Source organism: Thalassotalea ponticola, from assembly GCF_041379045.1.
Taxonomy (GTDB): domain Bacteria; phylum Pseudomonadota; class Gammaproteobacteria; order Enterobacterales; family Alteromonadaceae; genus Thalassotalea_A; species Thalassotalea_A ponticola.
This window is the reverse complement of the sequence record NZ_CP166871.1, coordinates 1,377,384-1,391,752: the sequence shown is the minus strand read 5'-3', so window position 1 is coordinate 1,391,752 and position 14,369 is coordinate 1,377,384. Positions and strand designations below refer to the sequence as shown.

The 14,369-nt window shown below is 44.5% G+C and carries 11 protein-coding genes; all 11 read right to left on the bottom strand.

The genetic code is table 11. The features are described 5' to 3' along the window. Positions 1–17: 17 nt before the first annotated feature. The 11 genes from ACAY30_RS05985 to ACAY30_RS05935 all read right to left on the bottom strand — a co-directional run bounded on the left by ACAY30_RS05985 (position 18) and on the right by ACAY30_RS05935 (position 13,812). The gene (locus ACAY30_RS05985) at positions 18–1,190 is read right to left on the bottom strand and encodes a nucleotidyltransferase family protein (protein ID WP_290251495.1); all 1,173 of its coding nucleotides are present in this window, start codon (positions 1,188–1,190) and stop codon (positions 18–20) included. Positions 1,191–1,255: 65 nt separating this feature from the next. Then, on the bottom strand, positions 1,256–2,617 hold the full coding sequence (locus ACAY30_RS05980; protein ID WP_290251494.1) for a hypothetical protein: 1,362 nt from the start codon (positions 2,615–2,617) through the stop codon (positions 1,256–1,258). 5 nt (positions 2,618–2,622) lie between these two features. After that, positions 2,623–3,375 (bottom strand): hypothetical protein, encoded by a 753-nt coding sequence (locus ACAY30_RS05975; RefSeq protein ID WP_290251493.1) that lies wholly within the window; start codon positions 3,373–3,375, stop codon positions 2,623–2,625. Beyond that, on the bottom strand, positions 3,365–5,599 hold the full coding sequence (locus ACAY30_RS05970; protein WP_290251492.1) for a polysaccharide biosynthesis tyrosine autokinase: 2,235 nt from the start codon (positions 5,597–5,599) through the stop codon (positions 3,365–3,367). The genes ACAY30_RS05975 and ACAY30_RS05970 overlap by 11 nt, the downstream gene beginning before the upstream one ends. Positions 5,600–5,657: 58 nt before the next feature. Continuing rightward, positions 5,658–6,284: a polysaccharide biosynthesis/export family protein gene (locus ACAY30_RS05965; protein ID WP_290251491.1), complete on the bottom strand. Its 627-nt coding sequence runs from the start codon at positions 6,282–6,284 to the stop codon at positions 5,658–5,660. 22 nt (positions 6,285–6,306) lie between these two features. Next, positions 6,307–7,782, bottom strand: coding sequence for an outer membrane beta-barrel protein (locus ACAY30_RS05960; protein ID WP_290251490.1), 1,476 nt, complete (start codon positions 7,780–7,782; stop codon positions 6,307–6,309). Between the two features lie 254 nt (positions 7,783–8,036). Further along, positions 8,037–9,608, bottom strand: coding sequence for an O-antigen ligase (locus ACAY30_RS05955; protein WP_290251489.1), 1,572 nt, complete (start codon positions 9,606–9,608; stop codon positions 8,037–8,039). Between the two features lie 71 nt (positions 9,609–9,679). Continuing rightward, a complete protein-coding gene (locus tag ACAY30_RS05950; RefSeq protein ID WP_290251488.1) occupies positions 9,680–10,261 on the bottom strand; it encodes a hypothetical protein in 582 nt (193 codons plus the stop codon). A gap of 37 nt (positions 10,262–10,298) precedes the next feature. After that, positions 10,299–10,553 (bottom strand): hypothetical protein, encoded by a 255-nt coding sequence (locus ACAY30_RS05945; protein ID WP_290251487.1) that lies wholly within the window; start codon positions 10,551–10,553, stop codon positions 10,299–10,301. A 96-nt stretch (positions 10,554–10,649) separates the two neighbouring features. Beyond that, positions 10,650–11,543 carry a sugar phosphate isomerase/epimerase gene (locus ACAY30_RS05940; RefSeq protein WP_290251486.1) on the bottom strand — a complete coding sequence of 298 codons (894 nt, stop codon included), beginning with the start codon at positions 11,541–11,543 and terminating at the stop codon, positions 10,650–10,652. Between the two features lie 193 nt (positions 11,544–11,736). After that, positions 11,737–13,812: a M13 family metallopeptidase gene (locus ACAY30_RS05935; RefSeq protein WP_290251485.1), complete on the bottom strand. Its 2,076-nt coding sequence runs from the start codon at positions 13,810–13,812 to the stop codon at positions 11,737–11,739. Positions 13,813–14,369: the final 557 nt, after the last annotated feature.

The window sequence follows — 14,369 nt, the reverse complement described above, 5'->3', positions numbered from 1 at the left end:
AGGATGACGTTAAAGCATTACTGGCGTAAGCGGTTGATAAACGCTTTTAGGTAGTCGGGTTTACTCAACATTTTTAAATGACGTTTGGCGTGTTGTAATCGCCCTTTACTAAGTTGCCAATAGTTAACAGCACCATACATAACATCGATATGTTGTTTGCTGTAGCCTTGCAGCACACCTTTCAGCATGCGCCATGGGCTGATTTTACCTTGGCGTTTTATCAGATCGGTTACGCAACGATTTAAATGCTCTATTGCTTGTGGGCTTTGGCAATTTATAGGCGTGCTCTGCGCAAAAAACTTTTGCACCATAAGTAGGTGGGCTTGCAGTGGTAGCAATTGTTGCTGTTGGCTAAATTGCCGTTGAACTTGTTGCCAGTTTATTTGGTTATGAAAACGTTTAATTAAGCAAGCGCTATTGTGCAACTGCCTAAAATCAATTTGCTGTTCAGAAAAGGCACGGTGCGATAGTTCACAGTGGGCAATGGCTAAAATCATTTGCTCGGTTGGTGCCAATTGTAATGCGCACAAGTTCAAGTCATTAGTCTCTTTAGTTGTTATTAATGGCAAAGGTTTCGCCGTTTGCCACACTTGCTCAGGTGACAATATAGCATGCCAGCGTTTTTGAATTGGCCATTGGTGAACTTCAATGTTACACAAGCCGTTGTTATCTCGTGATAATGGCGGTGCGTGGTGGTGATTTTTTGCCGCAATATCAAGCTCGTCTTTATCCTGCCAGTAACCTTGCTTGAGTAATGTTGCTATAGCCTGCTGTTGTTGGTCGCTAGGTACCAGTATATCTATATCGGTCATAAAGCGGGTTGATAACGGCACAAAGGTTTGGTTAAACAAACCCGCTGCGCCCTTTAATACGATGGCGTTAATGTTAGCCTGTTGCAATAGGCTAACTACGTTTATTACTTCTTGCTGTAGCGCTTCGTTGCGTGTTTGATAGAACTCACTGATATGCTCTAGATAGTGTTGTAACTCAGGCTCTAACTGAACAAACACGTTTGCTTGTTTTAACCTGTCAACAAAGGCACCTAATAACCAGTGTTCGTTGAGAAAGGCAATTAAAGCAAGTAGATCTGGTTCGTGGTGTAAACGGCTAATAAGCTTCGCGGATACTGGGACGCGGTGATCAAACCATTGGCTTATATCGTCAAGTAGCTGTTGGCTTATTGCTAGCATTGTATTTGGCCTTGCTTCATTAGGTTTAGCTTCAGTAGCGTTAGTTTTATCAGGTTTTGTATTGATCACGTTAGTATGTTGTTTTGATGTTCTTGTTCGCTAGGTGCAACGTTTGCCAATAACCGACTCACCATAGCCATTGCTTGTTCCGTTGTACTGTACGTTAGCTGAAAAGCGGTTAACGAGTCAAAGTACTCAATAATGTCATTGGCGCTTTGGTTGCTAAGCTCGTGGCCGAGTTGATAACCGCCTTGCGTCATTACGGTGAGAGCCTCGCTAGTGGTTAGCTTCACCATACTGGGTTCGGCATGCTGTTGGTAGTTTGGGCATAAGATGATGGTTTTACTGGCCTTGTTTGCCAGTTGATTGCCCTTAACAAACTCTCTTGGCCAAACGTATTTTATTTGCCGACCATCAAGGCGCTGCCACACGGGTTGTTGAGGTAACGCAGGGTAGTACTGTTGCACGGCTTGCCAACTGCCCGCTTTAATGGCAATGGGTAGCCCTATGGTAAACAGCGTGTTATTTGGGTCAAAGGCAATAATTTCATCAGAATACAGCGCAAAGTCCGCTTGAGTTAAGTGCGTGGCCAATGTTGATTTACCTACCCCTGATTTACCCGGTAGCATTAATGTGATTGGCTGCTCCCTGTGTTTTAATGCAGCGCCGTGAAATACCAATTGGTAGTGTTGGATTTGATACGCCAAAATTTGCAACCGATCAATTAACAAGGGTAACAGTTGTTGGATGTTGTTTACCTGTTCAACCACAATGCCGTTAGCTCGTAAGGCAAAATTTTGCTGATGAAAGCAAAGCTGTAAGGCTACTTTCTCCCTATTTTTGTTTGATTTTTGTTGGGATGATTGTGGTGCTAATGACTGTTGTTTGCGCGGGTTAGCTGTATCAGCGTCGTTTAAGCAAATTGGTTGTAAGATAGTTTTTGCCTGTGTAAATAACCACTGAAGTGCTTGTTGCTGGATTTGGTCTTTCGTTTGCGTTTGCGTTTGCACGCTAATACTAAATACCGTATTCGAAACCGTTACATAAAATATATCTGCTATACGTTGGGTAATGGCTAGGGGTTGGCTAATGGCTTTAGCATGTAATTCTGGATACTGGCCATTTTGGTAGCTTAGAGATCCAGCTTCTGCTTGCTCTGCTGTTGGCTCTTCGGCATTAAACCAAGCTACTACCTGCTGATATGCGTTGCTAATCTGTGTTTCACTAACGCCCTGCTCACTCAGTAGCTGGCTAATGGCATCTTTACTTAGTCCGTCGTCAATTGCCAATAACATACTAACCTGAAGCGGGCTTATTGCGTTTAGCGTTTTGCTGTGTTGTTCAAACAACAGCGCCTCACTAGTTAGCTCGTTAACCCATAAGCTTAACAAGTGATGGTGATTAAGCGGTACTTGGGTAAATGCCATAGCGCCTACTTTACCTGCTGAGTTGGTGTCGCATTGGCATTATCGGCTTGCTGGTAATAGGCAACAATGGCGCTGTGCTCTTTAAACAGCTCAGTAAACAGCATGGCTAGCTCGCTAGTGCTTGCTTGGTTAATCGAATTTGCTACGTACTGCCATACCTGCTTAACTTGTGGCACATTTTTGCCCAAGTAATGCGCTTGCACTAAATAGGTAACAAAATCGCGGTCAAACTCGCCTAAATGCCATTTATTTAACGCCAACGACGAATAGGTTACTGGCCATGCTGGGCGCTTAGTAATCGACTCAATATATAAGCGATTGGCTTGGGTTAGCGCCTGTGTCTTATCATTAAAGCCAAAGCGCACACCTAGCTCTAACAGTTGGGCTTTGGCCTCTAAATATTGGGGGTTACGGTGCAGCCACAACACTCGGTTTATGGCTGTTAACTGCTGTTGGTATATGGCTTGTAGTGCTGACTGAGCGTGTACGGTTTGATTGTTATCGTGCGCTTTATCATTAGAGGCCGTATTGTTAGAGGCCGTATCATTAGAAATAGTTTGCAATATTCTAATCTGCCCCTCTACCGGTTTAAATAAGGCATTGCCAAGGCCAAACCTAGCGGCGGTAAACACCAACACACTAAGCAATAGCAGCAACAAAAGCCGCAGGGCTTTGCTCAGTGCGTAACGTTTTGGTTGAACCATAGCCTTATCATCGGCAGATGGTTGCTGCGCCATGTTTAGTGAATTACGTTGCATAACCGTAGTGATCGTAATAACCGGCAAAGTCTTGATACTGGCGCGCTTTGCTTAAATCTACTTGGTTAAGCACAATACCATCAACGTTAACACCTGCTAGACTCATGCGTTTTAAACCGGCTTTAACCACCGCTTCTTTGGTAGCATCGGCTTTAACCACGTATAAATGCCTATCGGTTAACCGAGCAACTAACATGGCGTCACTCACTGCTTGTACCGGTGCAGTATCAATTACAATGCGATCGTAACGAGTGCGCAAAGTCTGCAATAGTTGGCTAAATTGGTTTGACGCCAGTAACTCTTGCGGATTTGGTGCATTATGACCCGCACTGAGTACGTCAAGGTTGGTTTGCTCACAGTGGTGAACACATTGCTCAAAGCTATGAGTATCGGCGATCACATTAGACAGTCCTGGCTGGTTATCGGCCAAGTTAAAGCGTTTAGCCACAGTTGGGCGACGCATATCGGTGTCAATTAGTAGCGTTTTGTGTAACTGCCCTAACGCACTTGCTAAGCTAATGGCTACCGTCGTTTTGCCTTCACCCGGAATGCTTGAGGTAATACTTACCACGTTGTGATTATCTTCTAGGCTGAGCAAACTTAAGCTGGTGCGCAAGGTGCGAATAGATTCACTAAAGGCGCTGTCGCCACCTTGGCTGTAATAGCTTGCAGGTAACACCTGCTCGTTGCTATCTTTTCTGGTTTTATCGTTGTATTGACCGATCAACGGCACAATACCCAGCAAGCTTTTGTGCAATTTGGTTTCAACATCATCCACAGAGCGAATGGTGCTATTTAACGCTTCAAGCAATAACACCGCACCAACAGCTGCCGCCGCCGCGGTTAACATGGCGATCACCACAATCAGTTTTTTGTTTGGCTTTATCGGGCTACTTGGCTGTACGGCAGGCTCAATAACTCGGGCGACATTGGCTTCAAAACGCTGTAGCTCAGCGGTTTCCTGTAATCGATTAAAAAACGAGGTATACAGTTGCTTGTTGGTTTCGACTTCTTGCTCTAATGTGCGATGTTCATCGTCAAGTCGAGTCAATTTTTGATACTGCTGTTTGGCATTGTTTAACGACACCTGCAATTGACTTACGGTTTGTTGCGCCTTTTGATAATCGCTACCTATGGTATTGGCTAAGCTTTCAATGTTTTTTTGCACATTGGCACGCTCGCGATTTACTTCGGCAACAGCAGCAATCATTTTGGGGTGCTTTTTGCCGTAAGTGAGTGCTAAATTATCTAACTTGCGCTGTGCTTGGCGTTGTTGCTCTATGGCTTGGCGAATATCGGGGTGGTTTAACACATCGGGCAAGGTGGCCAGCTCGGTTACTTGCGTCGTGTTTTTGCTCGTCAGTTGATATACCAATTCAATGTCTTTTAACGTTTGTTTGGCTTGCAATAACTGAGTAGACAGCGACTCAACGTCGTTGGCCGCCAGTGATTTTATCCCGCCAATATCAACCAGTGACTCGCGCTCTCTAAATGCTTGCAACGCATCTTGCGATTGATTGAGCTTGGCTTTTAAACCAGCAAGCGAGGTATTTAACCACTGCGCTGACTTTTCAATGCGATTAAGACTAACCTGCATGTGGTTATCAATATACGCTTGGGTTAGCGCATTGGCTACCAAGGCCGTCATGTGAGGATATACCGAGGTAAAGCTAATATTAACCAACTGGGTGTTTTTTAACGGTGTTGCCGATAAACCGCCTTGTACAAAACCTACCGCACTTTGATACTGCATTTGCACAATACGCTCGTTTAATTGTTGCTCTGACAGCGTTAACAAATCGGGATTGCGCTCAAGTAGTACCAGTTTATCAACGCGAAAAATCGGGTTATTTTCAAGGCGTAAGTTTTTTACTACCTGCTCTGCCACCGAGGTTGAACGAATAATTTCTAGCTGGGTGTAATAAAACTCTTCGCTGGCGGTAGTGTCTTGATACACATCTTGTAAATCGTCAACTCGCGCTTGGCCTGCGTCAAGGTGCATGGTTGCCGTTGCACGGTAAATTGGGGTGAGAGAGTACGCGTACAGGGCTGCACATAGGCCTACTACCAAGGTAAATAACAGAATATGCCATTTGTGACTCATCAGCACCGAAAACAGCTGTTTAAAATCGATGTCATCAAAGTCATTATGGTCTTGCATCACCTTAGCGGTATGCGACGCATCAGGGGGAGAAGTTGAATGTAAAGGCACTTGTTGGTTCACTAAATTTCTCTTCTAAAAAGGCTCAAATAAAGGCTTTAATAGCGGTGTAAATACCAGCTTAGAAAAAGCTCTGCTTAACGGTAATAATATCGCCCGGTTGCACCGCACTGTTTAATTGGGCGTTCGTCGCTTGGTTAGCCTCGCTTTTGTTGATACCAGCGCGCTGAATAAATATTTTGCTTTTTGAGGCGCGCTCGGTAAAACCGCCCGCTAAGGCGACCGCCTTGGCAACCGTAAGCCCGGGTTGATAGGCATACGCGCCCGACTTTTTCACTTCGCCTTCAATAAAAAATGGCCGATACTCAACAATGGATACCGACACACTGGGGTTAATTAAATAATCGGGCTTTAAGCCATTAACAATGCGCTGCTCCACATCACTTAAGGTAAGTTGGTTAACACTAACCTCGCCTAAAAATGGGTAATTGATACTACCCCGTTGGTTAATTTTAAATTGCTTTGACAGCTCGTCTTCTCCAAACACATAAATTTGTATGGTATCGCCAACGCCAAGGCGATACAGCTGGTTGGTATTGTTGTTAGCGGTTGATGAGGCTGCTTTAGTTTCTGTGTTAGTTGCTGTGTTAGCAAAAGCGTGATTAGGTTGCAGTGCAAACAGTGACGGCAAAACACAGGCCAAAAACAACGTTAGCTGCGGTGATAAAAAACGAGAAAAAATATTCATATAAAAACTATTCATATAACGACTACAACTGGTAATTAACATTAAACGACAAACGATTTTCGGTAAAACGCATATCGGCAACATTACTGCTGCGCTGATGGTGCGTAAACGATACATCAAACTTTAAGTTATCGCGCATCTGGTATTGTGCACTGGCGTTCAATAAGCGGTTATCATCCTTTCGCGTAGAGTCGCCGTAATCGTCTTCATTAAACGATACCGCAACTCGACTGCCTAAACGAGACAGCCAATTGTGATGCCAAGCCAAACTGATATTGGCATTTTCAATGTAGCTACCTTGGCCCTTGGGCTCGTAAATTTGTCGGGCGGTTGATACATCAACATTGGAATACGTTAATGGCTGCCATAATACCCCAGCTTTCCAGCGAATACCCTGTTTACTGCTGCGCGCATCATCGCTATAGCTTCGCGTTGCATAACCCACATCAACATATCCGGTGGTAATGGCTGAGCCTTGCCAGGCAAAGCGACCACTTATCTCGTATTCTCGGTTGTTTAAGCTGGCTTGGTTGTAGCGCTTGGTGTCGTAGTCGGTATCTTTGTAAGTTAAGCGCAATGACATATCGGTAAACGCCCCTAATCGATACTTAAACGTTGATGCCAAGGTATGCGTTTGGTGCTCACGGTCGGCGGTAATATCAAAGCGCTCATCAGTATCGGGTATAGGGTCATCCAGGTTTAGCTCGTCAAGGTAGACGCTGTCGTAGTTAATATCACTAATGCGGTAGTCAAAAATTAAATTGGCTGCGGCTGTTTTACTACCATAGATATACGCGGTTGACACATTGAGAACGTTATACGATGTGGGCTCGGTTAACTGATCGCCAAAGCCGTTTGAAAAATCGCGTCCGCGCATCTCGTGCAACCAAGCATAATTAATGTTGGCGTTGAGGCGATGGCGAATATCAAAGTCAAATAAGCCTGAGGCGCTTAATCGCTGATTAGTGATATTATCTCGGCCGCGAGCCGAAAAGTTACGGTGATCAAACTGATAGTTCATGTTATAGCGATTTAAGCCATCGAGTTTATTGAACTGCAACGATGGTGCAATATTGGTAACAAAGGTATGTATTTCACTGTCTTTGTCTTGTAACAAGTTATCGGTGTACACCTGAGAAACGCGTAGATTACTGGTAATGTCAAAACCGCCAACTTGGCCAAGTAAGGTTTGCGGGTTATCAACATCAATCGTCAGTGTATTACTGCCCGTGCTGTTGTTGGTGTATATTGGGCTTGTGGTATTGTCATCAACATTGGCCGACGCTTGGCTCTCCAAAGAGTCGAGTACTGAGGTACTTGGCGCTGTTTGTATAGGCTCTTGTTTAGCGATTTGAGATGGTGTGGTTACTGGAACCGCACTTTGTTCAAGTTGAATCTGGCCGGGTTGATTTTCAGCAACAGCAACGCCTGCCCCACTAATATGTATTAGCAGGCCCACTAAAGCGAATAATGTATTACTTCTTAAAATACGTTTCACTTACCCAGCGCAATTCCTTGTTACGGCGTGTTATTGTTGTTGTGTTTGTTACACTATTTTTATTTAAATTTTTTATTTATTTTCTTATTTATATTTGTATTTTTCTTTAGCGTTTTTATACATCTACGGTCATAAATTATTCATCAAAAAACGGTTAAACCTGTGCAACCTTACCATTGTATTAAGTTTACGTTAAAAAGCCACAAAAAGTTCGTAGCCATGTGTTTTTATTAGTATTTTTTCTTGTTTTACCGTTATCTTTTTACCGTTAGCCTAGTTTTTGAGCTGTTACCACCTGATTTAGACGGTAAACCAACATGGGCTATCCAAGCCAGCGCTAACACAATATGAAAATAGGCGGCATTGGCCGGTGCTTGTAAATTAAAATCTACCGTACAGTGTATTAGCATGCCAATAATGGCTAAACAACAGGCAAAACCTAGGCCTTGTAATAGTGGCGCTCGCCGCCGGCGCATCGCCATCAACGCATAGTACAAACTAACCAACACAATGCTACCAAGCCACATCGTGGCTACTAAACCGTATTCCACTGCAAATTGCAGGTAGTCATTGTGAGCGTGATCAAAAAAAGCATGAATGTTATCGCCTTGCACTAAGCCAAACGCACTGTAATAGCCACCACCGCCAACACCCACCGTGGGAAACAGTTTCACCAACTGCCACGAGTACTGATTTACATCAACGCGCACCTCTTGCTCAATACGCGTTTGTTCAATGCGAGTTTTTACCTTATCAATGCCAAAGTAAGAGCCTAAAATAAAACTATCAATCAGCAGCACACTGGCTAACAACACCGCCAACGACTTCGACTTTTTGTGCATTAAAAGCAATGCCAAGACACCAGTTATGGTAAGAGCGATAAAAAACGCACTGTTACCCATGCGCGAGCGCGACAACACAATGCCCACCACCATAATGGCCAAGGCGATTCGAAGGGCAGCTTTACCGGAAATAAGCGTGCTAAGCCAACGTCTGGCGTGATCTTTTGCACTACTAGCGGCTTGTTTATTAGCGTGTAATGTGGCTACCAAATACCCTAAGCCAATAGCTAAGCACAGCATCAAAAAGTTGGCGTAATGGTTGCGATAAACAAAACTGCCATTGGCGCTACCGTTATTGGTGTTAGTGCTATTGGCAAGCTCTAAAAAAAAGCTGGTAGACTGCCCACTTAGCGCGCTAATCGCACCGTAAAAACCTTGCCAGGTACCGGCAACAATCAGGGCAAACATCAATAGCTTTAAGCGGCGAAAACTGTTTACCAATAGCAATACGCTTAATGTGATCGCCAAGTAACTCATCGATTTTAATGCAGCAATACCCGCTTGTGTGGGATCAAGGGCAAGAGTTACCCAAGGCATCTCGGTTAGCGTTAGACCTTGCACGCTCAACGCTTGCTTGTGCAACAGTGCACTATTAACGCTTAGCTGACTGACCAGCTCAAGTGGCAATGGCATAATTTGTATCAGTTGATAAACCACAAACAAAAATAGCGCCACAACAAGCGGTGCGTATCGACGCAAAGATTGAATAATCTGCCGAGGCTCGAGCGCCATCACTAAGGTAGCCAAAATCGCAAAGCTAGCCACCTGCATAATAGACCACGCCCACGGTCTATTTGACCCAAGCGGTATCGGCAACCACAAAATAAGTGCTAATAAAGCGTAAAAACTCACGCTTATTGCCATCGCTTTTATCGGTTGTGCGTGTTGTTGATTAACGCAGCGGGAATGCTCTGTCAGGAGCTCGGTGTGTCTTGGTTGAGCTATTACAGGTGCCTTAGCCGAAGATGATATCTCAGCACTCATAAGCTTACTGCCTGAGCGTTTTGTACGGGTAAGCATGATAACGGATTAACCATGTTACACCTATTGGCATGCTAGTTGGCCGACGCCGCATTTAACGCATCACCACCTGGGCCACCATTGCCATTGCCACCACCAAAGGTACCCGGCGGCACCGGAGGCGCTAAATACAGCGCTCGTGGATCATTGGCTTTCGCTTGGCGCGCTAACTCTGCAGCGGTCGCTCTTGGCGTGGTTGTATTTGGTGTTGTTGTGTTTGGTACTGCGCGCTCAGTGGCTAGCACAGGCTTTGTTGTAGCTTGGCTATTAGCAGCACTCGAAGTAACTTTAGTCGCGCTGCTTTGTTGTTTTGCCGTTTCAACAATGCGCTGTCTAAGCGCCTTGTTTTTATCGACTGGCGAATCGTTGTCGCTTTGCTCTGCTGGCGTATTGTCTGTGCCCTGCTGGCGTTGTTGCTGAGTATTGTTGGCAGTTTGAGCTTGGTTTTGAGCTTGGGCTGTTGCTTCAGCTGGCTGACGATTTAATGGTTCGCTTTGCAACGAGGTGTTAGCAAGTGCTGGCAATTGCGGTAACGACTCTTGTTTTACCATAGCCAAAGCAACGACCGATGAGGTAAAAAACAGTGAAACGGTTAAGGCGATGGATTTTTTATTCATTTTTATTTCCTTTTGCCTAGCTGATCATGCTGACTAACTAAAAGCCCGCTTTGGGCTTAGTGGCACCTGCTGAGCCATTAGGACAATGCTTATTGTCTATGTTGGGTTTACACGACTTGGGCGCCGCCGAGGTTTCTGGCGACATAAGCGTGGTTAAGGCAACGGGGGTTACGGCTGCGAGCTTGCCGAATTTTTTCATAAAGTCTCGGCGCGTTTTAGCGGCAGACTCAGTGATGTCGGCATTGCTGTTGTTATTCGTGATGCTATTATTATTCGCGTTGCGATCAGTCATACTGTCGTTGTTTTTTTTATTTTGGTAATAACCAAATAATAACCGTGGTAGCGCCTTTTGTAAAACGTTCTCGGTATAGGCCGGCTAAAAAGGCTATCACAAAGATTTAATCAGCTTGTCTAAGGCGTTTTTAGATACGGCAACCGCTTGCAATGGTGTCAGATTTGCCGGATATTCTTCTTGCTCTACCACGACCCACTGGCCGCCACCAACGCTCAAGTGCGCGTGTAACACCTCTGCCCAGTTTATCTCATCTTGACCAATCAAGGGTTTGCCTTGGTAATTAGGCGTTGCTTGGCTAACTTTGACTTTATTGAATTGGACTCCAGTGGGTTTGGCTTTATAGTGTGCGGTAAATGTTCTTTTGGGATATCGCTTAATGTATTGCACTGGGTCTTTTCCGGCATAAGCGACCCAACCGATGTCGAGTTGCAAAACAATATCACTGGTCGTTGACTGAGCAATATGATCCCAATAGGTGATTTGGTTGAACGGCTCAAATTCTTGCCAGTGATTATGGTATCCCAAACGCATATTGTATGCCTTGAGCTTTGTTGACAGACTTTGCAAGGTTGAAATGAACCGATCCACTGTATCAGCTTGATAGGCCGATTGATGTATCGGAATTATCAATACTGGCGTCTCTAAAATCTGATAAAACTCAACAAGCAGTTCAAAACGCTCTCCAGTAAGTTGCTCTAACGGCACATGGGCCCCGCTCACTTTTAAACCTAAGTCATCAAGTAGCGCCTTTAACCCTTTGGCGTCGTTGTTATATGAGCCAAATTCACCGGCAAATTCAACCCCATCAAAGCCAAGCTCGGCTATGTGTGACAAGGTCGTTTTAAAATCTGACTTTAGCTCATTTTTTACTGACCAAAGTTGAAGGCTGGTATTAATGTGAGGTTTCATCGTTGCATTTGCCAATGTAAAAACCGCTAACGTCATAACAGTGATAGCAGAAAGAAGCAGGTGTCTGATTGCGGTCATGTACTAACGCCTTGTCGTTTGTGTAATGTTTGCTCATTAAGTATAAATGTAAGCAAAAGGGAAACAATCAACCTAAACGCGACAAACAGGTAAATAAAAAGCGATCAAAGGCACAACACCTCGATCGCTTTTACATCATATCAACACTCTTGGTATTGACCAAGGCCACTCGCATTGACGGTGGCCTAAGTTGTTACCAAATTTTTACCCGTTTTTCTGGTGCGATGTACATCTTATCGCCCTCTTTCACGTCGTATGCTTGATAAAATTCATTCATATTTGACAACGAGCCAATTGCGCGGAAGTGACCAGGCGAATGCGGATCGGTATTTACGCGCTCGCGCATCGCTTGCTCGGTGCGCTTGCCACGCCAAATTTGCGCGTAGCCCATAAAGAAGCGTTGATCGCCGGTTAAACCGTCAATGACCGGTGCTTCTTCGCCATTTAGCGAGTTTTTGTAGGCGCGATAAGCAATGGTTAAACCTGATAAATCACCAATGTTTTCACCTAGGGTAAGCTGGCCGTTGACGTTCAAGTCGTCAAATACTTGATAACCGTCGTATTGGGCAACCAGTTGCTCTGAGCGCTTTTTAAATTCAGCTAAGTCTTGCTCGGTCCACCAGTTCTTCATGTTACCGTCAGCGTCGTATTTTGAACCCTGGTCATCAAAACCGTGGCCCATTTCGTGGCCGATAACCGCACCAATGCCACCGTAGTTAACCGCATCGTCTGCTGCTAGGTTGAAAAATGGCGGTTGTAAGATTGCTGCTGGGAACACAATTTCGTTAACGGTTGGGTTGTAGTAAGCGTTAACCGTTTGAGGCGTCATGTGCCATTCCCAATCGCGAATTGGTCCATTCAGTCTTTCAATTTGCTTAGTGTGGCCAACTTTGTCAGCACTGATCAAATTCGCCACTAACGTGTCTTTATTAATCTCAATAGCTGAGTAATCTTCCCACTTGTCTGGGTAACCAATTTTCGGTGTAAACGCTGCCAGTTTTACTCGTGCCGCTTTTTTGGTGTCATCGCTCATCCACTCTAGTGAATCAATAGACTCACCGTAAGCAACGCGCAAGTTTTCAACCAAGTCGGTCATGCGTTCTTTCGCTTCAGGGGTGAAGTGACGCGCAACGTATACCTTGCCAATGATTTCGCCAAGGTTTGAGTTAACCAAGCTGACACCGCGCTTCCAGCGTGCCTTCTGTTCTTGCTGACCGTTTAGGTTTTTACCGTAAAACTCAAAGTGTTGCTGTGCTAACTCGTCATTTAAGTACGGCGCAAAACCACCGATAACTTGCCACGTTAAGTAGGTTTTCCATGTTGCCATATCGGTATCGGCAACAATAGAACCAAAGGCTTCAACAAAGTCTGGCTGGTTAATAATAATGTCGGCTTGATTGTCAACGCCAAGCTCTTTTAACCAGGCGTTCCAGTTAATAGCGTCGGTAACTTGGTTTAACTCGGCGGTTTTCTTTAGGTTATAACGGGCTTCACTGTCACGTGTTTTTACTCGAGTCCAGTGGTGTTCGGCCATTTTGGTCTCAAGGGCCATAATAGACTCGGCCGCTTGTTGTGGGTTGTCTTGACCCGCTAATTCAAACATTTTTGCTAAGTGTGCAACGTAGTCAGCACGCATTTTGACAAAGCGTTCTTCTTCTTTAAAGTAGTAATCGCGATCTGGTAAACCCAAACCTGAGTGCCATACGTGTGGCGCGTAGCGGTCAGAGTTTTTCGCATCAACGCCAACGTAAAAATAAATCGGAGAGTCTAAGCCCATTTTTTGTGCTTTGGCAAAAAACACCGATAAGTCGTCTTTGCTTTCAAGTGCCGCAATGTCAGCTAAAATTGGCTCAATTGGTTTAACCCCAAGCTCATTGATGGTTTTCTCGTCCATAAATGAGTTAAATAAATCCGCCACTTTTTGCTCGTCTGAGCCTTTTTTCAAATCGCTTGCTGAGGCAAGCTCTTCGATAATCGCTTTTACGTCTTCGTCAGATTTGTCGCGCAAGTCATAAAACGAACCAATCGCTGTTTTATCACTTGGCATTTCGGTGTTTTTCAACCAACCGCCATTAACGTATAAATAAAAGTCGTCTTGAGGACGCACGCTGGTGTCCATATTGGCTTTTTCGATACCTGAAGCCAATGCCGTTTTTTCTGTTTTAAGTGCTGCTTGAGGTTGTTCTGGTGCGCTGCTTGCCGTGGTTTCATTACAACCGGCTAACAGCAATAGCGATGAGCACAATGCGCCCGCAATTACGTGTTTCATGATCACATCCCTTAATGCTTCTTTTGGTTTACTTTAGTGTTTTTATACGCTGCGCCATCGACATAAATGGCGGCAACAACTCGTTGTAATAACAAGGTAAACCATGCGTTAATAAAAAATTGTCTTTGGCATACTACGAATTATTGGCATTAAGATCCAGTGTTGGCTTAAATCATTTAAATTTTGTTACAGATTTTGTTGGAGTTTAAAATGGGTTAATCGATGCGCAGTGATAAATGTACGGTTTTTGCGTACCAGCGAACCGCAACACCCGCTATAACAAATGAATAGGCAAAAAAAAAGGCGCCGGGTAAGCGCCAGGATGCTAAACGTTTTATGAAAACTATTAAAACGACCATTTCAAACTTAGCGAGCATGAAATACTGTCATTAGCGATATATACAAAGCATACATCGAGCCAACTTTTATAAACGCTTGTTTTTAAGGGCTTTGATGAAAATTGGCTATATTAGGTAGGGCTTAATTGTAAAAAAAGCAAACAGTGTGGGGCGATTTTTATTCCGCGCTGTATCTAGTGTTACAGCGCGGAATGGCAT

What these genes read in the sequence shown, in the direction of transcription:
- ACAY30_RS05985 (WP_290251495.1), bottom strand. Translation starts at nt 1,190, where the DNA reads ATGCTAGCAATAAGCCAACAGCTACTTGACGATATAAGCCAATGGTTT.
- ACAY30_RS05980 (WP_290251494.1), bottom strand. Translation starts at nt 2,617, where the DNA reads ATGGCATTTACCCAAGTACCGCTTAATCACCATCACTTGTTAAGCTTA.
- ACAY30_RS05975 (WP_290251493.1), bottom strand. Translation starts at nt 3,375, where the DNA reads ATGCAACGTAATTCACTAAACATGGCGCAGCAACCATCTGCCGATGAT.
- ACAY30_RS05965 (WP_290251491.1), bottom strand. Translation starts at nt 6,284, where the DNA reads ATGAATATTTTTTCTCGTTTTTTATCACCGCAGCTAACGTTGTTTTTG.
- ACAY30_RS05955 (WP_290251489.1), bottom strand. Translation starts at nt 9,608, where the DNA reads ATGAGTGCTGAGATATCATCTTCGGCTAAGGCACCTGTAATAGCTCAA.
- ACAY30_RS05950 (WP_290251488.1), bottom strand. Translation starts at nt 10,261, where the DNA reads ATGAATAAAAAATCCATCGCCTTAACCGTTTCACTGTTTTTTACCTCA.
- ACAY30_RS05945 (WP_290251487.1), bottom strand. Translation starts at nt 10,553, where the DNA reads ATGACTGATCGCAACGCGAATAATAATAGCATCACGAATAACAACAGC.
- ACAY30_RS05940 (WP_290251486.1), bottom strand. Translation starts at nt 11,543, where the DNA reads ATGACCGCAATCAGACACCTGCTTCTTTCTGCTATCACTGTTATGACG.
- ACAY30_RS05935 (WP_290251485.1), bottom strand. Translation starts at nt 13,812, where the DNA reads ATGAAACACGTAATTGCGGGCGCATTGTGCTCATCGCTATTGCTGTTA.